The organism is Pirellulales bacterium (assembly GCA_019694435.1).
Lineage (GTDB): Bacteria > Planctomycetota > Planctomycetia > Pirellulales > JAEUIK01 > JAIBBZ01.
This window is the reverse complement of sequence record JAIBBZ010000008.1, coordinates 164,586-183,100: the sequence shown is the minus strand read 5'-3', so window position 1 is coordinate 183,100 and position 18,515 is coordinate 164,586. Positions and strand designations below refer to the sequence as shown.

General features: G+C 65.6%; 18 protein-coding genes, 1 tRNA gene and 1 pseudogene. 9 read left to right on the top strand and 11 right to left on the bottom strand.

Going from position 1 to position 18,515, the window contains the following annotated elements; all coding sequences use genetic code 11:
• From K1X74_09250 to K1X74_09215, 8 genes and pseudogenes are all read left to right on the top strand, one after another.
• Positions 1-1,231 (top strand): hypothetical protein (locus K1X74_09250; GenBank protein MBX7166519.1); only part of this gene is annotated, 1,231 nt, incomplete at its 5' end.
• A gap of 185 nt (positions 1,232-1,416) precedes the next feature.
• Positions 1,417-1,638, top strand: coding sequence for a helix-turn-helix domain-containing protein (locus K1X74_09245; protein MBX7166518.1), 222 nt, complete (start codon positions 1,417-1,419; stop codon positions 1,636-1,638).
• Positions 1,635-1,922, top strand: coding sequence for a helix-turn-helix domain-containing protein (locus K1X74_09240; GenBank protein MBX7166517.1), 288 nt, complete (start codon positions 1,635-1,637; stop codon positions 1,920-1,922). Before K1X74_09245 ends, K1X74_09240 begins: the two co-directional genes overlap by 4 nt.
• Positions 1,891-2,226 (top strand): hypothetical protein, encoded by a 336-nt coding sequence (locus tag K1X74_09235; GenBank protein MBX7166516.1) that lies wholly within the window; start codon positions 1,891-1,893, stop codon positions 2,224-2,226. The genes K1X74_09240 and K1X74_09235 overlap by 32 nt, the downstream gene beginning before the upstream one ends.
• Positions 2,223-3,587, top strand: coding sequence for an AAA family ATPase (locus K1X74_09230; GenBank protein MBX7166515.1), 1,365 nt, complete (start codon positions 2,223-2,225; stop codon positions 3,585-3,587). Before K1X74_09235 ends, K1X74_09230 begins: the two co-directional genes overlap by 4 nt.
• A 199-nt stretch (positions 3,588-3,786) precedes the next feature.
• Complete coding sequence (locus K1X74_09225; GenBank protein ID MBX7166514.1) at positions 3,787-3,972, top strand: hypothetical protein; 186 nt, start codon at positions 3,787-3,789, stop codon at positions 3,970-3,972.
• Positions 3,969-4,370 carry a helix-turn-helix domain-containing protein gene (locus tag K1X74_09220; GenBank protein MBX7166513.1) on the top strand — a complete coding sequence of 134 codons (402 nt, stop codon included), beginning with the start codon at positions 3,969-3,971 and terminating at the stop codon, positions 4,368-4,370. Before K1X74_09225 ends, K1X74_09220 begins: the two co-directional genes overlap by 4 nt.
• A 3-nt stretch (positions 4,371-4,373) precedes the next feature.
• Positions 4,374-4,910, top strand: a pseudogene (locus K1X74_09215) (phage integrase SAM-like domain-containing protein).
• 153 nt (positions 4,911-5,063) lie between these two features.
• Here K1X74_09215 and K1X74_09210 read toward each other — a convergent pair.
• The 11 genes from K1X74_09210 to K1X74_09160 form a co-directional block, all read right to left on the bottom strand.
• Positions 5,064-5,456 carry a hypothetical protein gene (locus tag K1X74_09210; GenBank protein MBX7166512.1) on the bottom strand — a complete coding sequence of 131 codons (393 nt, stop codon included), beginning with the start codon at positions 5,454-5,456 and terminating at the stop codon, positions 5,064-5,066.
• 172 nt (positions 5,457-5,628) lie between these two features.
• Positions 5,629-5,702, bottom strand: a tRNA-Val gene (locus tag K1X74_09205).
• A 112-nt stretch (positions 5,703-5,814) separates the two neighbouring features.
• Positions 5,815-6,165, bottom strand: coding sequence for a twin-arginine translocase TatA/TatE family subunit (locus K1X74_09200; GenBank protein ID MBX7166511.1), 351 nt, complete (start codon positions 6,163-6,165; stop codon positions 5,815-5,817).
• A 54-nt stretch (positions 6,166-6,219) separates the two neighbouring features.
• Positions 6,220-6,357, bottom strand: coding sequence for a twin-arginine translocase TatA/TatE family subunit (locus K1X74_09195; protein MBX7166510.1), 138 nt, complete (start codon positions 6,355-6,357; stop codon positions 6,220-6,222).
• 72 nt (positions 6,358-6,429) lie between these two features.
• Positions 6,430-6,627 (bottom strand): twin-arginine translocase TatA/TatE family subunit, encoded by a 198-nt coding sequence (locus K1X74_09190; GenBank protein ID MBX7166509.1) that lies wholly within the window; start codon positions 6,625-6,627, stop codon positions 6,430-6,432.
• 242 nt (positions 6,628-6,869) lie between these two features.
• Entirely contained in the window at positions 6,870-8,450 is a 1,581-nt protein-coding gene (locus K1X74_09185) for a UDP-N-acetylglucosamine 2-epimerase (protein ID MBX7166508.1), read from the bottom strand.
• A 131-nt stretch (positions 8,451-8,581) separates the two neighbouring features.
• Positions 8,582-10,612, bottom strand: coding sequence for a hypothetical protein (locus tag K1X74_09180; GenBank protein MBX7166507.1), 2,031 nt, complete (start codon positions 10,610-10,612; stop codon positions 8,582-8,584).
• Between the two features lie 73 nt (positions 10,613-10,685).
• Complete coding sequence (locus tag K1X74_09175; protein MBX7166506.1) at positions 10,686-11,114, bottom strand: biopolymer transporter ExbD; 429 nt, start codon at positions 11,112-11,114, stop codon at positions 10,686-10,688.
• Between the two features lie 20 nt (positions 11,115-11,134).
• A complete protein-coding gene (locus tag K1X74_09170; GenBank protein MBX7166505.1) occupies positions 11,135-11,992 on the bottom strand; it encodes a MotA/TolQ/ExbB proton channel family protein in 858 nt (285 codons plus the stop codon).
• Positions 11,993-12,005: 13 nt separating this feature from the next.
• A complete protein-coding gene (locus tag K1X74_09165) occupies positions 12,006-15,032 on the bottom strand; it encodes a tetratricopeptide repeat protein (GenBank protein ID MBX7166504.1) in 3,027 nt (1,008 codons plus the stop codon).
• Positions 15,033-15,337: 305 nt separating this feature from the next.
• Positions 15,338-15,850, bottom strand: a complete 513-nt coding sequence (locus K1X74_09160) for a hypothetical protein (GenBank protein ID MBX7166503.1) — start codon at positions 15,848-15,850, stop codon at positions 15,338-15,340.
• Between the two features lie 421 nt (positions 15,851-16,271).
• Here K1X74_09160 and K1X74_09155 point away from each other — a divergent pair, with 421 nt between their 5' ends.
• On the top strand, positions 16,272-17,939 hold the full coding sequence (locus K1X74_09155) for a glycosyltransferase family 39 protein (GenBank protein MBX7166502.1): 1,668 nt from the start codon (positions 16,272-16,274) through the stop codon (positions 17,937-17,939).
• The last annotated feature ends 576 nt before the right edge of the window (positions 17,940-18,515 follow it).

The window sequence follows — 18,515 nt, the reverse complement described above, 5'->3', positions numbered from 1 at the left end:
TCGCCTCGACCGGGCCGCGGCGGACTTGACCGACTATGGACTCACCCCGTCTGTGCGCGCCGCAATCGTGGCTGACCTATTGAACCGGGACGGCACGGACCAAACACCCGGCCTTCTGGTCGAGGTTTACAACCTGCTGGTCCGTGAGAACCAGTTCCCGAAATTGCACGACTTAATAAGAGAGACAATCGGCACGGTCGCGAAGCTGGTGTCTCTCGACCGGTTCCCCAGCGATCGAACCGAACCCCGCAACGAAGCGGCAAAGCTTCGCGAGATGGCGGATAAGCTCCGCACCTGGCAGAGACGCCGTGTTTTCGGCAGTGATCTGGATGGTGGTCCTCCAGACGTAGGCATGGGCTTTCGACCAACCGCTGACGAGGCGGCACACCTATCGAGCAATGCAAATGCGATAGCGTCCGTCGTCGAAGCGGCTGTCCAGCGAGGCCTGGGAGTACCACGAAATGCCCTTTGTCCAGCCGTTTGCGATCTAGCGAGCTGGTTTGCACAGTGGAGCGCGGAGATGGGGGGTACGAATCTTCTCGCTGATTGGTCGCCCGCAGTGGGGCACGCGCTGACTGATCTGTCGCAGTTGGTGGAACTACTTACGCAGCATTGCCGGGACGAATCTGGCGGCGCGCGTTTCGATGAGCGAATCCCGCTGGACTCCATCCCAGATTCGATTGTAGCCGCAATGCGCAGTTGTGCGGCTGAACTGAAGGCGTGGTCTGATGCAGCCAATGAATACATCGCAACTGGCAAGGTATCTGAGAGATTGCCGGGGCTGCTCGTTGCAGAGGTGCGCAACGAAATCGAATACACTCACGAGATGATCTCCAGCAATCCGGCACCGCTCGATGAATCGACAACGCTAGCATTCACCCACCAACCCGCGTCGAAGAGACTCAAGCGAAGCACAGAGCGCGGCGAAGCAAGGAGAAAGCAGATTGCGGCCCTAACGAAACACCATCAGTACGCCGACGGCGGTTGCTTGAACACGGACCCGATCGGCGTCAATGAACTGGCCAAACTGGCCGATGTCGCCCCATCCACCGCATCTGTTTTTTTCAATACTGAATTCGCTGGGCATGTGAAGTATCGGGCCAAGTGCACAGATGCATCGACCCTGGCAGACGCGCTCAAGGCTTTGCGGGGCGAATTCAGGCCTGCTGAGTTGTCCCGCATGACCCAAGAAGCCTTTGAAGCTGGGAAGCGGCGTTCGGAGGACGATTAGGGGCGCGTTCGATCATTCGACATCGGCTGTCGAACACCTGAGAAGTTTTCTTGAGTTCGCGAATCGCGGCTTTTGCTTGCGTTTTCGTGCGAACCTGCCACTGTTCGACATCTTTTTGCCGAACGCTGCGCCAACGGGTATACGGGCCGCACATCGCAGCCCGCGACCTGATGGAGCGTGACGAGATGACATCTTCACCTATCGAGGCCCTGGCCTTGCGGCCGCGCGAAGCGGCCAAAGCCCTGGGCCTATCGCCCCGCACGCTTTGGGGCCTGACTGCCCCGCGCGGGCCGATCCCCTGTGTACGAGTCGGCAGCGGCCGGCGGCAGAGCGTGCTGTATCCCGTGGCCGACCTGCGCAGCTTCCTCGCGGAGCGCGCGAGTGACCCGCGCGAGGTGCGGCCATGAGCACCACCGATCCCACCGCTGCGCCGATCCGGCTGCTGCTGTCGAGCCGTGAGGCGGCGGCAGCGCTGTCGATCAGCCTGCGGACTCTCGACCGCTGGCGCGATGCGGGCCTCGTGCCCGTTGTGCGTGTGCGCGGTCGCGTCCTGTATGACCCGCGCGACCTCGTCGAGATGATCGACAGCGTAAAAACCGACACCAACAAAAAGGGCGCGGTCGAGATGCCAGTCTCGCCGCGCCTAGAGCGGAGTACACATGAGCAGTTTACCACGACCGATCGACGATGACATCGCGCTGTGTCGTGCCCTGCGCCGAGCGGCTGCACGGTACGGCATGGCCATCGACTGGGACAGTCCGCGGCCGCGACAGCCGGCGACGCTGGGCCACCTGCTGGCGCAGCAGCATATCCTGCTGGACCTGCCGGCACACCTGATGCGCACGGCAGCCGACCGCGAAACTGCGCGGCGACTCGTGGCTCGCCTCGTGCCTGCGCCGGCGACATTGCCCAGCACGGCACCAGAGCCGACACCGAGCCCCGCGCCGGAGCCGCTGACGATTCGCCTGAGCCCGCGGGCAGGCGGTGCGGCGTGAGCGAGCTACGGATCGACTTTGACCGGCCGACCGCGCGCCGCGGCAGCGTGATAGCGTTGACGGCCCGGTACGGCGACCAGCAACTCAACGATCGTTTCGACATCGCCCGTGCCGATCTTCGCGAGCATTTTGTCGAGCGGATTTGCAAGCGATGGAAACCGCTTCGAGCCCAGCGCGCCGCGATCGTCGAGCAGCTCGAAGCGTTGGCGGCCCGAACGATTGGCGACCTGGCCGGCGTGCAGCAGGGCGTGCCCGCCGCGCCGCTTTTGGTACCGATGCACACCGTCGAGCCGCGGCCGGTCGATTGGCTTTGGCCGGGCCGACTGGCGCTGGGCAAGCTTGCCTTGCTCGTGGGCGACCCGGGCCTCGGCAAATCGTTCGTGACGTGCGACCTGGCGGCCCGCGTGTCGGCCGGGAAACCCTGGCCCGACATACCTTGGGACACGAACGCGGCCGGCGGCGTGGTCATCGCCAATGCCGAGGACGATCTTGCCGATACGGTGCGGCCGCGCCTCGATGCGGCCGGTGCCGACGTGTCGCGGATCGTAGCCCTGCGCGGGGTGCAGACCACCGACGACGAGGGCCGGCACGACGAGCGACCGCTTACGCTGCACGACCGCACTTGTATCGAGGCGGCCATCGTGAGCGTGGCTAGCTGCAAGCTCGTAATCATCGACCCGCTGGGCGCTTTCTGCGGTGCCACGGACAGCCACAAGAACGCCGACGTGCGGGCCATGCTCGCGCCCTTGGCCGAACTTGCAGCGCGCCACAACGTGGCCGTGCTCGCGGTGGGTCATTTGAACAAGGGCAGCGGCCAAGCGGTCTATCGCACCAGTGGCAGCCTGGCCTTCGTGGCGGCGGTCCGCACCGCCTGGGCAGTAACCCGTGACCGCGAAGACCCCACGGGCCCGCGGCGGTTGCTGCTGGCGGTGAAGTCGAACCTCAGCGTGGACCAAGGCGGCCTGGCCTTCAGCGTGGGGCCCTACGGCGCGCACGACGAGCCGGCCGTCGCCTGGGAAGCGGACCCGGTGCGCGTGTCGGCCGACGAGGCGCTCGCGGCCGAGGCCAGCGGTGCCGAGGATCGAAGCGAACGCGAGGAAGCGCTCGAGTTTTTGCGCGACCGATTGGCCGATGGGCCGGTCGCTGTGGTCGACGTGAACCGCGAGGCGCGGAGCCAAGGCATTGCCGACCGCACGCTCCGGCGGGCGCGTCGAGCGCTGGGGGTACTCAAGACCAAAGACGGCCTGCGCGGCGGTTGGTCGCTGTCGCTGCCCCCGGATGATGCGGGCCTCGTCTGGCCGGAAGCTGGGCAAGATTGGCCCGAAGGTGGCCACGAATACCCGAAGGTGGCCAGTCCCTAGGGTGTGGCCATCTTCGGTCAAGTTGGCCACCTTCGGCGAGCCGAGGCCGGCCTCGTGGGCCCCTCGACGGAATCCGCTCGCCGTCGCGAACCTTTTCCGATAGCATACTTCAGTCATGGGATGATCAATGCCGAACGTCAGATTAGACCGCACGGCGGCGGAGCAATTCGACGAGCTACCCAAACCAATCAAGGCACGCATGCACGACCTGATGCGACGCTTGGAACGCTGGCCCGAGGTGAGCGGCACGAAGGCCCTGCGGCGAGACAGGGCCGGGCACCACAGCATGCGGACGGGCAAGTATCGGTTACAGTTCCGCATCGAGGCCGGCGAAGTGATCGTCGAACGGATTGGGCCACGCGACGGATTCTACGACGAGGAATGAACGTGGTCGGACATCAGCGCATCGAGGTGGCGGGCAAGCGGTTCGTCCTCATCGAAGAGGCGGAGTATGAGCGGCTCTGCGCTCGCGCCGGTGCCGAGGTGAAGCTCGACGATAGCGACTTGCCCCCGCTGCCGAAGCCTGACAAACACGGTCGCTATCCGGCCGTCGAGTATGCCCGCATCAGCCTGGCCCGGGACATCATTCGCGACCGGCGGGCGGCGGGCCTGAGCCAGCGCGAGCTGGCCGAGCTGGCCGGCACGCGGCAAGAAACCCTGAGCCGCATCGAGACGGGCAATTACACGCCGTCGGTCAAGCTCGTGGACAAGATCGACGCAGCCCTCAAGAAAGCAATCCGCGACCGTCAGAAGCGGCGAGAGCGTGCCGAGAAAGGACGTTGACCCATGGCCAGCATCAGCAAGCAACCCGGCGGGCGGCGCGTGATTCAGTTCACCGGAGCCGACGGCAAACGGCGCACGCTGCGCCTCGGCAAGATTGCCCAACGCACGGCCGAAGGGGTCAAGCTGCACGTCGAGCGGCTGGTCGTGGCCTCGCTCACGCGGCACCCGGTCGAGGACGACACGGCCCGTTGGTTGGGCAAGCTCGACGACACGCTCTACGGCCGGCTGGCGGCGGTGGGCCTCGTGCCAAAGCGGGCCAGTGCCATGCTGGGCGGTTTTCTCGATGACTACCTCAAGTCGCGGGCCGACGTGAAGGGCAGCACCAGGATCGTCCTCGGCCACACCAAGCGGAACTTGCTCGAATACTTCGGTGCCGACAAACCGCTCCGCGACATCACGCCCGGCGACGCGGACGGTTTCCGGTTGCACCTCGTCAAAGAGGGGCTGGCCGAGAACACGATCCGGCGGCGGTGCGGTATCGCCAAGCAATTCCTGCGGGCCGCCGAGCGGAGCGGACTCGTGTCGACCAATCCATTCGCCGACCTCAAGGCGGCCGTGCAACGCAATGCGAGCCGCTACTACTTCGTGAGCCGCGACGAGGCGAGCCGCGTGCTCGATGCCTGCCCCGATGCCCAATGGCGGTTGCTGTTCGCCCTGAGCCGCTACGGCGGACTGCGGTGCCCTTCCGAGCACTTAGCCTTGCGATGGGATGACATCGATTGGGAACGCCAGCGGATGACCGTCCGCAGCCCCAAGACCGAGCACCACGAAGGTGGTGAGTCGCGCGTGGTGCCGATCTTCCCGGAGCTGCGGCCCTACCTCGATGCCCTTTGGGACCAGCTTGGCGACCAACCGGCCGAGCACGTCATCACGATCCGACGCGACGCGGCGAAGAACCTGCGAACCCGCTTCACGAAGATCATCCGCCGGGCCGGCCTGAAACCGTGGCCCAAGTTGTTCCAGAATCTTCGCAGCACGAGGCAGACCGAATTGGCCGAGCAGTTCCCCGGGCACGTGGTCTGCGAATGGATCGGCAACTCGCAGGCGATTGCCCAGAAGCACTACCTGCAACTGACCGACGAGCACTACCAGCGGGCCCTCGAAGGCGGTGCAGGGGCGCTGCAAAATCCGACGCAGTCAGCGCACGGCAAAGCCCGTCACGAGGCGACAAGCGAAAACCGCGACGAGGGCGAACCGCAAAAAGTCTCGGGATTTCGCACGATGGCGGACGATGACGCGGTTGAAGAGGTGCGGGCAATGGGCGGCACAGGACTCGAACCTGTGACTTCCACCGTGTGAGGATGGCGCTCTAACCAACTGAGCTAGCCGCCCGGGAGTGCCGTTCGGGCTCGAAGGCCCTGAACGGCAGAAGCACTCGCAAACATAGCTGCCGCAAGGCGAAGCGTAAAGTGTCGCCGCACCGGCCGCGGGAACTTCGCCACCGCTACATGGCATCCGCGGCGGGCGATTCGAGTTTCGGCTCGGCCGAAGGTGGCTCGAATTTGGGGGCCGTCGGTTCGTCGCGATCGTCGACTACCCGAGGGCTCGGCCTGCTGGCCGTATAGCTATTCAACGGCGAGCGTACCGCATCGACCGTGCGGCGAATGCCCGTCAACTCGTCTTCGATGCCGCGCATGCCCTTCTTGAACTCAACCATGCTGCGACCCAGCGATCGCCCCACCTCGGGCAGCCGCTTGCCGAAGAGCAGCACGGCTACGATCCCAACGATCAGCATTTCGCTCGGGCCGATCTGCGGTAGAAAGGCCCATAACGGTTCAAAATTGCCCAGCGTCATGGCCTCACCTCACCAAGCCCCTGCTGTTTTCGCGACACCTGGTATGGCGGATAGCTACCGCGCTTCGCCGTCGTCGGCGGTGCCTTCGCGAAGACCGTCTTGAAATTCCTTCACTCCCTGGCCCATGCCGCGCATCACCTCGGGCAGGCGATTGCCGAACAACAGCAACGCAACGAGGCCCACGATGATCATCGTGTAGCTGCTCAGGAAGGCAAAAACCGCCATGACATCACCTCTCGGTAAACAGGCCGTCAATGTTCAGGGTCAGGGAGCCTCGCCGCGTTTGTCGCCCTCGATGCGCGGCTCGTCTTCGGTTCCCTGCATCCCCTTCTTGAACTCAACCAGCCCACGGCCCATGTTCCGCATGACCGAAGGCAGCCGGTTGCCAAAGAGCAGCAACACGACAAAGGCCACGATCACCAATTCCATGGGGCCGGGTGCCCAGCCAAACAAGCTGCTCATGGGCCAATCGAAGTCCGTATCGGAGGGAGGCTGCAAGGGGCGGGGCGCGCGGGGCTCCCAAAGTCCCCAGAGAGCGGCTCGAAATCTGGCATGGGCCAAGGACTTCGAGCACCACGGTCAATTCTCACCGGCATCCGGCAAGGTGTCAAACGCCTGCGGCCAAGAATTGGGTTTGCATGACGGTCGTAGGCCTTTTGCCCTCAACCACTTATCGCGTCTTGCCGGCCGCAGGGACTTGCGGTTCAACCGGACCGGCGAGCCAGTTGCCGGATCAGGTCGGCGGCCCTCGAGGCCGCCTTTCCGTCGAGCGGGCCATAGCAATCGGTCAAATAGGTGGCCGCACGATCAGCGATCGCCTGAGCTTGTGGGCCACCGTCGAGCAAGGTGCGCACCGCCGCGGGCAAATCCGCGGCCGAGCGCACGTGCCAGGTCGCCCCGGCGTCGATGAAATCGACCCCTTTGAGCTCGTTGCACAAGTCCATCGTGATGACCGGTACCTGCATCAACATTGCCTCGACGGCCGCGGTCGAAGCCCCGGTAATCACCAGCCGACAGCCTTGCAACCAGTCGAAGATCTTGTCGGGATAGCCTGCCGCCCCGTACGCGACGACGTGCAGCCGCGCCCCGGAAACGCGCTGCTGCGCTGCCGTGTAATAGCCTGTCAAATCGACGCGGTGCAACTTCGCCACGAGTTCAATGTCCGGCAGCGCCGCGCTCGCCTGCGCGAGGGCCTCGACCTGGGCCAGGTGATGGCGCAGCGAAAAATTCTGTCTCGCTCCAGACAGCAATCCCAGCACATACGGCCGCGCGCCGTCGATCTTCAAGCGCTCGCGCACCAGGGCGTGAACTTGCCCGGATTGCTGCGGGCGTTGGTCGAGGTGCGTTGGGCCCGTCACGGCGAGTTGTTGTTCGCCTTGGCCATAAGCGCGCACGACGCGATGGCTGGCCTCGCCAAACAGCAACAAGCGATCGACCAAATGCCGGCCGTGCAGCGGATTGCCCGCGACGTTGCCGTGCTGCGAAGTCACGGTCGCGACGCCGCGTGTTTGAGCCACGGTCGAGATCACGCGGCCCTCGAGCGTGATATCGTTGCCCACCATGATCACGCCGGGCTGCACTCGATCGAGCAGCAGATCGGCAATGGTGCGGGCCTCGACCACCGTGGGCAGATAGGTCGCCAGCAATTCATAGATGATTTGCCGTAATTGCGCCGGATTAGCCCGGGCGGGAAACGGCGGCAGCTGTACACCCGGATCGCTCGGCAGCGCCAATGCCAACCTTCGACCGCGCGCGCGGGCAGCGTTGATTTCGCGGGGCCAGCAGGCCTGCGTCAACGCGAGCGGTACGCGTGCCGCTGACAGGCGTTCCCACAACTTGGGCCGAGACGTGAAACACGCGCAGCCATCGCCGGGGTGGCGCAATTCTTCGACCACCGGCTGCATCATCTGCCAATGCGTCGGCTCGGTGGGAAACATCACGATCCGCGCGGGCGACCAGCGCCCGGCGCTGCTGCGGGCACCGGCCTCCTTGGCAAACATCTTGACGCGATAGCCGGCCGAACGGGCGAACTGCACCAGCCGCTGCTGAAGTGAAGTACCGGTCGGGGTCGCGGCTTGCGATCCTTCCCGACCCAGCCGGAGCAGCGAGATCATCGTCTCCGAACGCAAGGCCTCGAGCGCGGAGACGCCCTCGATATCGAGCTGCGGTGCCCAACGCGATTGCGCCAGCACGGCGAACGCCGCGTCCATCCAAGCGAGCACTTGGAACTGGTCGACGCCGGACGCGGGCGCTGCCGGGGGATCGGCATCCTCGGTTGCGCTCACACCGTACTCCGCTTACGACGATCTGGCCCAGCCGACGAGGTCCAAACAGCACAAATCCGCCCCGATCTCTCTCAACTATACCTGGCCTGCCGCCTGGCTGTCAGAGGCGCGCCGTGGCGTTCTGTGGCAATTCATCGCTGCAGAGGCGACGTCGCCTCGGGCGGTGTGGCGACGGTGTTCTCCGCGTACAGGGGCAAGTAGCGCGAATAGACCTCGAGACACAAGGCGCCCAATGCCGTGGCGTAGACGCGGCCACCGTAGCCGCCCCACTGGGCGTCGGGCTCCCAACTGCCCGCTTGCACGCCGGCCACGATCTGCGCGTCGATCAGGGCCCGCTGGAGTTCGGAATTCCAGCGTTGCCAGCGATTGTCCTGCAACTGGAACATGGCCAAGGTGCCGTAATACCAGTAGTACAAGTTGCGCACGCCGGTGCCGGGCGTGAACTGCATCAAATAATCGGCGGCCTCGTTGCCGGCGGCGTCCTCGCGTCGCATCCCCATGAATTGCCGACAGGCCAGCGCTTCGGCCGTCATGGTGGGTGTGGCCCGCTCGCTGGGCCGATAACTGGCCAGGCCGCCGTGCGCGCCGCTGGAGACTAACGACAAGAATCGCGCGAGCGCCTGTTTCGCTTCACCCGGAATCGGCACGCCCGACAATTCCGCGCTGCGCATGACCATCAACTGCCAGCCGAACTGGCTCATGTCGCCGCGATCGCTCGGCCGTTCGCGCCAAGGTCGATAGCGCCAGCCGCCCGACGAGGGATGCTGTGCCGCGACCGTGTAGCCGACGGCACGCTCGACGGCCGGCCGCAGCCGCTCGTCGTGCGTCATGCCATAGGCCTCGGTGATGGCCAGCGTTGCCATGCCGTGGCAGTACATAAAGGCGTAGTTCATCGCCTGGCCGCCGAGCGAGCCATCGGCCGCCTGGCTACTGGTCAAAAAGCGCAGGCCGCGGTCGACTACGTCGCGGTAGTCGCCCGATTGATGCGAATTGCCCGCGGCCAGAAATGCCAACAGTGCCAAGCCCGTGACGCCCGTATCGGCGTCGGCCCCGGCATTGCCGCGATGCTGACCGTCGACCTGGCGTTCCATACCAGCACCGTAGCGGCTCGCATCCCAGCGCCCATCGGCGCTTTGGTGGGCTGCCAGCCAGCGCAGGGCCGCCTGGGCCGCGGCCTCGGATTGCGGCGTGGCGCCATAGCGCTGCGCCCGGGCAGCGCGATCGGGCGCGACGCGATTCTGATAGGTCTCGGCCGGTGCCGCCGGGGCGGGGCTCGCGCCGGCGACGGCTCCCTGGGGCGCCATGCGCGACGTCGGCAAGCGGATCGGTTCGAGCGGACCCGAGGTTCCACTCAACGCTGCGGGCGCCGCCACCGAACCGTCCGATGTGTGCAGCGCGTCGTGCGCCGGCGGCAGCGGCGCCGACTCGAGCAGTCCGGCGGCGGAATCGCTGGGATCAGGCGGCGCGGCGGCCGGCGGCGCGGGCGACGACTGCGCGGCAATTTCGGCCTGCGGCGCGTCAGGCTGCGGGGCAGGGGGTGCCGGCGCGTCGACCTTCACCGCCGTCGGCGCTTCAATGGCGGTCGCGGCGGCCTTCGCGGTCAGTGCCGCGGCAATGGGCACGGCGTCGACTGCCGCCGGCGCGGTGGCCAGCGGCGCGGCCAGAGGTTTTTCCACGGCCAATGGCGCCTCGGCAGGAATGGCCGGAGCGGCAGCAGCCTCGGGCTGCGCGACAGGATGTTCTTCGCTCTCTGGCCGTTCGACGGCTTGTTCGGGCTTCGGCTCGGCAGTCACGCTGCTGGCCAGCGCGTCCCACGGCTCTTGGGCGGCGTCGTTCGCCTCATCCTCGTCGAGTTCGACCGGTTCTTCGTCCAGTTCGCCGGCCACGAGCGTTTCGACGGCGTGGACAGTCATGATCGATTCGCCCGGATGGCCGTGCGCGCTCGTGGCGATGCCGATGGTCGCGGCGTACATGCCCATCAACAAGTGGGCCAGCAGCGACAAGAAGATGCACTTGCGCAACGGCTGCGACTGGCCCCATTGCGTCCGCATCATGATCAGCAGCGCGATCGTCAGCCCGGCCATGCCGGTCCAGACGAGGTACATCATGAACTGCTGACTGGTCAGCGCTTCGAGCAGCCGATCGAGTCGCCAGGAGCCCATGTTCGTACCTCAGTTATCCACCGCCGGCGTTGCTCGATGCTGCGTCCTGCGCCAACCCTGCGGCGAGGTTGGTTCAACGTCTCTTCGGCGCCGTTCCGGCGATGCGCACCGAGATTCCCAGCTCGGCGATGCCTGCTTGCTTGCAGGCGTTCATGACCTCGGCGACGTGCTGGAATTCGCCTTGCCCGTCGCCGCGAATGATGACGCCGACCTCCTGATGGGTCTGGCGGGTCGCGGCCAGTGCCTGGCTCAAGTCGCCCAGCGAGACGACCCGGCCATCGAGAGTGATCTGGCCGTCGCGGGCGATATTGATCACGCGGCGAGCCGGCGCATCGGTCAAGGCGCCGCCGTCGGCCACCCGCGGGACTTGCACGTCGATGTTGTGTTCCATCTCCGAGAACCGGGTGCCGACCATGAAGAAAATGATCAGCAGGAACACCACGTCGATCAGCGACGTGAGGTTCATGGTCGGTTGTTCGTCGATATGCGTTTTCAGCGGCATGGACCGCGCGCTCCGAGCTTCTAGGCCGCGGCCTCGCGGCGGCGGGGCCGCGCCTTGGGTTCGCCGTTCTCGGCAATCGCCTCGGCCGAGATGATGTTCACCAGCTCTTGTCCCAAGCCGTCGAGCTCGATCGTCAATTGATCGACGCGGCTGATGAAATACAGGTACAGCACCAGGGCCGGAATCGCGATCGCCAGGCCCGTGGCGGTTGTGATCAACGCCTCGCCGATGCCGCTGGCCAGCAGCTCGGGCCGGCCCATCGCGTTGCTCACGGCGATCGCGTTGAACGCGCTGATGATGCCGAACACCGTGCCCAAGAGGCCCAACAGCGGGCTGATCGTCGACACGGCGTTGAAGATCCGCACGTATTTCTTCAATTCGAAGACGCACCGCATGCCGGCGTCCTCGATCGCCTGTTCCATCTCGGCTGCGGGGCGACCCCAACGCTTGACTGCAGCGGCAAACACGCGGCTGGCCGCACTGCCGTCGCTTTCGCACAGCTCTAAAGCTTGCTCGCGGTTCAACTGCCCGGTGCGCACCTGGTGCAGGAAGCGCTTCACAAAGGGGGCCGGAATCACGCGTCCGCGCCGCAAGCTGATCGTCCGCTCGAAGGCGAATACGACCATCACGAACGAGCAGCAGGCCAGGGGGATCATCGCCAGCCCGCCATCGCGGATCGAACGCAGCAGGTTGCGCGTGGCGATCGCCTGGTTCGGCTGCGCCCCGGCCACGGTCGGCGGCGTCGCAGCCGCAGCGGCTTGTGCCCGTGCCGTGCGGGGCAGCAGATCGAGCACCGCGAAGAAGCACACCGTCGAGCACAGCGTCAGCGTCAGCACGCGGTGCCAGCCGGCCGGCACGCGTCGTTGTAACCGAGGCATCATGCGGAGATTCCTAGCGAGCGGCCGACGCCTGCGACTGCGCACGACGCAGCCGTTGCGCGGCCTCCTCGGTGAACTTGGTTTGGGGATAGCCTTGAAGCAAACGGGCATAGAGCTCCGTGGCTTCCTTCCATTCGCCCAATAACTCGTGGCATTTGGCCGCCTGCAACAGGGCCCCCGCCTGCCAGGTCGGATAGGCGTACAGGATTTCCAACCGCAGGTATTCGCGCAACGCCGCGTCGTAGTTGTTCTGGTGGAAGTACGCCTCGCCGATCATCCATTGGGCCATGGCGGCCGTTTCCGTCTTGCCGCCCGTGGCCGAACGCAGCACGCGGCGATAGGCCTCGCGGGCCGGCTCGAACTCGCCACGGCTGGCCAGCGCGCGCCCGAGCAAATAGTCGGCCTCGTAACGCTGGTCGAAATGCGGCCACCGCTCTAGCACGCTCTTGGCCACGGCCTCGGCCTCGCTCCAACGGTTCTGATGCGCCAGCACCTGTCCCTGGCGCAGCGCGACCATGGCGACCCACGGCTCTTGCCGGCCCTCGGTCGCTTGGGCCAGGCGCGCAAAGCGCTCGCCGGCCGCGTTGAAATCGTCGCGCCGATAGGCGCTTTCCGCGATCCAATACTCGGCCATCGGCCGCAGGGTCGTATCCGGCGCCGTTTCGAGCAGGCGCTGCATGGCGCGCTCGGCGGCATCCCATTTCTGCGCCGCCGCAGCGACCTGCCCCTGCAGGTAGAGCGCGTGCTCGAGCACCGGCGGCTGCGGTTGCCTGGCCAGCAGCTCGTCGATCAGGGTTTCGGCCTCGTCGTAGCGTCCTTCCTGCTGTGCGCGTTCGGCCAGACGATAGGTCGCGTCGTTCCAGAACCTACTCTGCGGATGCTCGCTGCGCAACTGCGCGAATCGGGCATCGGCCTCCGGCAGCCGCGCCAGATCGCGCAGCACCCAGGCCGACTCGTACAGCGCCGCATCGTGTTGGTCATGATCGGCGAATTCGCTGACAAAGCGGTCGTAACAAGCGAGCGCGTCGGCGTCTTGCTTGAGCCGATCGTGCAGCCGCGCCGCTCGCAGCAGTGCTTCGGCACGCTCCTTGGCCTGCGGGTAGCGCTCGATGACACGCTGATACATGGCCAAGGCGCCGTCCGGCTGATCGAGCGTTTCGAGCACCTGGCCGCGCGCCAGGCCCGCGGCTGCCGCGAGCGGATGATCGGGATATCTGCTCAGCAGCTTGTCGAAGTTCGCCGCGGCGTCGGCTGCGCGTCCGGCGCGAAGTTGGTTCCAGGCCAGGCCCGAAAGCCCGACCGCGGCAAACTCGGCAGGGTGGCCGTCGGCAGCCAGCCGGCCGTAGAGTTCGGCCGCCCAGTCGTCGCCGTGAGCCGCCTCGGCCGCTTCGGCCAGTTGCCGGACCGCCGGCAACAGAATCTCTTCCGGCGGCTGCAGGGCGTCGAACTGGGCGAACGCCTCGCGCGCGGCCGGCAATTGATCGGTCTTGGCCAGGCAGACGGCCAACTGCGCGCGGCAGCTCGCGGCCTGGTCGCCGTTGGGGCGTTGCTCCAGATAGCTCTTGAGGGGCACCAAGGCCTCGGCAAATTTGCCGTCGGCCACCAGCAACGATGCTTCGAGAAACTGCGCGTTTGCGCGCTGCTCGGCGTCCGTCGCTGCGAGTGCCGGGGCCAGCGCAGCCAGTGCCTGGTCGTGTTGCCCCAGCCCCTTGTGGGCCAGCGCCAGCAGGTAACTGTCGCTCGCTTTGACGCGAGCGTCGGCTTGAGCGTCGGTCACCAGCGGCTGAATGGTCTCGATGGCTGCTGCGTATTTCCCCTCATCGAGCTGCGAGCGTCCCCATGCGCGTCGCACCTGCGCGGCGAGCGGGCTGCCGGCGAAGCGATCCAGGAACGCGGTAGCGAGTTGTTCGACCCGCGCGTGATCCTGCTCCAGCACGGCCAGTTGCACCAACGCCGCGTCGGCCTCGTCGCGCCAGGGGCTTTCGGGCCAGTGTTCGTCAACGCAGTGCAGGGCCGCAGCCGCGGCCACGTACTTTTCGGCCTGAATCCAGGCGTCGCCGGCGTGATAGAGCGCCGCGGCCGTCAGTTCATGCTGCGGAAATTCGTCGGCCATCGCCTGCAGCGCCTCGGCCGCCTGCGACCAGTCGCCCGTTGCGCGATGGGTCAGGCCCAGCCAATAGCGGGCCTGTGGCGCCAGTTCCGCATGCTGGGCGAGCGAGTCGAACAGTTTGAGCGCCTCGTCATACTGCTTCAGGTGGTACAGGGCCCAACCGCGTCCGAGGCGGGCGCGGTCGCGCAACTCGCTGTCCGGCCAGTGCTCGAGCAGCCGGGCGAACGACTCAGCTGCGGCCGCATGGTCTTGCGCCGCGTATTGTGAGGCTGCACACTGGAACTGAGCCTGCTCGGCGAGGGCGCCGGCGCGATTGGCTGCCAACTCGCCGAAACGCTTGGCGGCTTCGGCGTGGCGCCCCGCGGCTTCGTCGATGCGCGCCAGGCCCATCCGGCAATCGTCGGCCATCGCGCCCTGGGGAAATTTCTCTAGCGCCCGCGAAAACTCGCGCTGGGCCGCGGTCGCATCGCCTGCATTCAGCGCCAATTCAGCCAGGTAGGGCAGCACGAATGCCAACTGTGGGTCGTCGGGAAATTTCTCCCGGAAGGCAGTCAGCTCGGTCTTGGCCGCGTCACTCTGGCCCGCCAGGTAACTGCATTCCCCCGCGCGAAATTGAGCCTGCCGGGCATGCTTGCCCTCGGGCTCGAATTGGAGCACTGCTTGAAAGTTGACGCGGGCCGCGTCGTACTGGCCCAACTGCACTTGGGCCTCGGCCAGGTAGAACCGCGCGGTATTCACGCGGGGATCGCCGGCATAACTGCGGACGAACTTGTCGAACTCCTCAGTCGCCAGCTTCCAATTGGAGCGGGCGTAATGCCCGGCGGCCACGGAGTATTGATCGTCTGCCTCTCCGGGCTCGGCGGCGCGCACGCTGGCCGCGCATGCCAGAGCCAGAACCAGCCAATAGACTTGCAAAGCAAAGCGCGACATGCCGATCCGTCGGCCCAAGAGCCGGTCCCACGTGCTGCGAAACCGAGATTGCCCCGGGTACACGCGCTCGCACAGCGCATCCGTTCACGCGCGCAGGCGCACCGGGGCTCACATTAAGGATCGGCAGAATACCGACGGTGCTGTCAGACGAACAAGATCGATGCGGACCGGAGGCGGCTGACGACGTCCCCGCCCCCCGGCCGCACACTCGCGCCAAACGCTGTAAACCGTAGCCCGCGATCGGTTCGCGGAATTCGCCAGGCCGCTAGCAACGACGGCACTGGGCAGCGGTCATGGCTGTCCGGCTAATAGTTGCCGGTCGCGGTGTCTTCGACGTTACCCACGATGTGGAAGTGTTCGTGGTCGATGTAGACCACCTCGACGCTGTCTTCATCGACGGTCGTATACGGAACCGGCCAGCCGACGTGCGTCGTCTCGACGAAATAGATCGTGCATTTGTAGTGGGCGTGATGGAGCTGCGCCGGCCCGATCAACGGGTACACCCGGGGCGGATCGACGTAATCGCCAATCGGCTCAATCGTCATCCGGACCTTGTCGCGGTGCTTTTCGTACAGCAAGGGTACCGTGCCTTCGATGCTCGGCATGGCCCGCATGACTTCATCCGGGCTCGGCGGATCGAGGGCCACGACGGTGTCGCCACTGGTGATCGGTCCGAGAACCGGCACGCGATCGTAGCGTTCTTTGACCCAGAACCGGTCTTCCTGCTGGTCTTGGTAGAACGGGCTGACCGGGAAGGGATAGCCAAAGGGCCCCGCGTAGACGCCCGGGCCACAGCCGGTCAATGCCAGCGTGACCATCGACCAGCCCAAAGCGGCAGCAACGTACAGCGGCTTTCGCGACATGTCAGTCCCTTCGACGTGCGGGCGGAGGATTTCACGCTGCTCGACGTTGGATCGCCCGGGCGGGCGACAACAGCAGCGCTTTCCATCCACTTGGTCCCCGGAAAGAGAACCAAGTCCGACGTAGTTATCGTGTGAAGCTGCGCGGAACTTGCGGATTTTTCTGTCGGAAGCGAGAATTCCGAATATGAGGGCATCTACCGGACGCTAGCCGCTTGGCGCTAGCAGTGCCCAGGGGGCCGATGCACCCAGTTGCTGCCGGTATCAGCCAGGGCGTGCGCACGGGAAAGGGGCTTCCCGGATGACGGGGATTTCAGCAGTTCGCGGCGATTCGCCGGATGCCAGTTCAGTTTCAGCAACTCGAGGCTGGCCCGACTGGGTGGCGGCGGCGGCATTGTTCGCCTATCTCATCGCCTACACGGCGGTGATGTCTCCCACCTTCGCCTATCTGCCGGCGTATGCGGCTCCGCAGGGAGACGAGGTCACCTACGTCACACAAGCGCTGCGCCCTTGGACATTGCGCTCGGAGCTGTTTGAAGGATTCAGACCCAAGGAACTCGTCAACCCGTTCAATCTACGCGGCTTTCTGACGCCGCTCGCACTGGTGCTCGCCGGGCAGGGATTCTCCATCGAAGGGCCACGCTGGGTCGTGTTCGCTTACGGTTTGTTGCTCTTGACTGTCGTATTCGCCGTGGCGCGCACGATGGCCACGAGTTGGATTGCGGCCGCAGTCGCCGTGCTGTTTTCGCTTACGCCGGCGTTTGTCTATTTCTCGCACGTCGTGCGGCCCGAAGCGCTGCTCTCCGCCGGCTTCGTCGCCATGCTGGGACTCGTTGCTCAACCAGCATCCGCGCGGCCGTGGCGCGACTACCTGCTGGGGTTTCTCGCGTCGGCGCTGGTTTGGGTTCACTACAACGGGATCATCGCGCTGCCGCTCGCCGCCGCCTTAGTGACGATCTTGGATCGGCCGGGCGAGCGCGGAATTCGCTTGCGCCGCATGGCGCTCGGCGCCGGCCTGTTTGCAGTGCTCTACGCCGTAGTGAACCTTTGGCCTGGCCGACAATTCATTGCAGAGTACGGACCCTGGCCGGTTACCTTCGTCTCGCGCAGCGACTTGCCGATCGGCTCTGCGCGGTGGCTGAGTCACGGCACCGCCACTCTGGAGATCTACAAGGGCTTGCTGTCCGGAACCTGGGACTTCGAACATCAGACCGGCTGGCTGACGCTCGGACTGGCCATGGTCGGGATGCTCGGTTGCCTGTGGTCCGCCGATCGCGCCGGGCGAGTCGTCGTGCTGGGGGCCGCAGGGCTGTTGCTGGCTCAAGTCCTCATTATTCCGAACGCCAAGTCGGAGTACCTGTTCTATGTTTATCCGTTGGTCATGCTTGCGCTGGCAGGATTGTTGGGACAGACCATAGCGCGCTGGCGGGTCCCGGCAATGGCGGCGCTCGTGGGCAGCGGGCTCGCGTATGGCTCCGCGAGCTGGGAGCTGATCGAAACTCATCGATCGCGGCTAGAACAGAATCGCACCACGTCGCAAGTGCTCGCGGTGATCGTAGATCGCAACGGGCCGCGCGACCAGACAACCGTGATCGGCCCACAGGCGTTCTATGCGGCGACGCATGGGGTACGCTATCGCACCGTGCACGCCATCGCAGAGACGCAAACAGTCGCCGGGCTGCTGGAATTGCATCGTCCCAAGGTCGTCATTCTCACGGCCGATCTGGTCAACCTGATGGACGAACTGCGCCATTGGCCGCGCGCCTCCGGGGGTGCCGAGCGGCATTCGCGGCTGTTGCAGGAACACGTGCACGGCGAACTTGAACGCCGCAACTATCGGCGGTTCGAAGCGAATTTGTATTGGAATGGCCAACCGGTGCACGTGTACGAGCGGGACGCCACGGCCGGCCAGGCTCAGGCACGACCCGCTGGTGCACCGGCGTCGCGCAAACGCCGCGCAAAGGGCGTCAGATTGGCTGGCGACAGATCGGCCCACGCGACCAGGAAGTCACCGCGCAGGTATCCCGGGTTCGCCTCGAGAAAATAAGCCACTGACGGATCAGCCAGATGGCGCGGGTCGACCTCGCCGCGCCCCGGTAAAAACGGTGTCGGCTCGGCGAGTTCCACGACTCCCTGCTGCGATCGATACTGCGAGCCGAACTTGCTGCGGACGATCGCCGCGATCGTCTGGCCTTGAACCGCTGGCGCCGCTGTCTCGAACCGCGGAAAATATTCGACAAAGAATGCCGGCAACATGCGGTAGCCGCGGTAGGCGCAAGTCAGCAGCAGCCAGTAGACGCGATCGGCCTGCTGCCGGGCCGCGATGCGCAACAGCTCGAGCCCGATACAACGCACAAACGAGCGATCACCCCAGCGCGCATCGGCCAGCACCGTGTCGCCGCTGAACAAGGCCACGGCGCGGTGGCCTGCCAGCTCGATCGTCATGGGCATCAAGGTCGAGAATCCTTCGACTTTCGCGTCGGGACCGTCGGCGACCAGAAACACCCACGGCTTTTCCTCCAAGTCGGCCGCGAACCGCGCCGGCGAAACGGCGGAAAAGTTCGCCGTCATCAGCGAGAACATCTGTTCGCGCTGCGCAGCAGTCAATTCATGGGTGGATTGG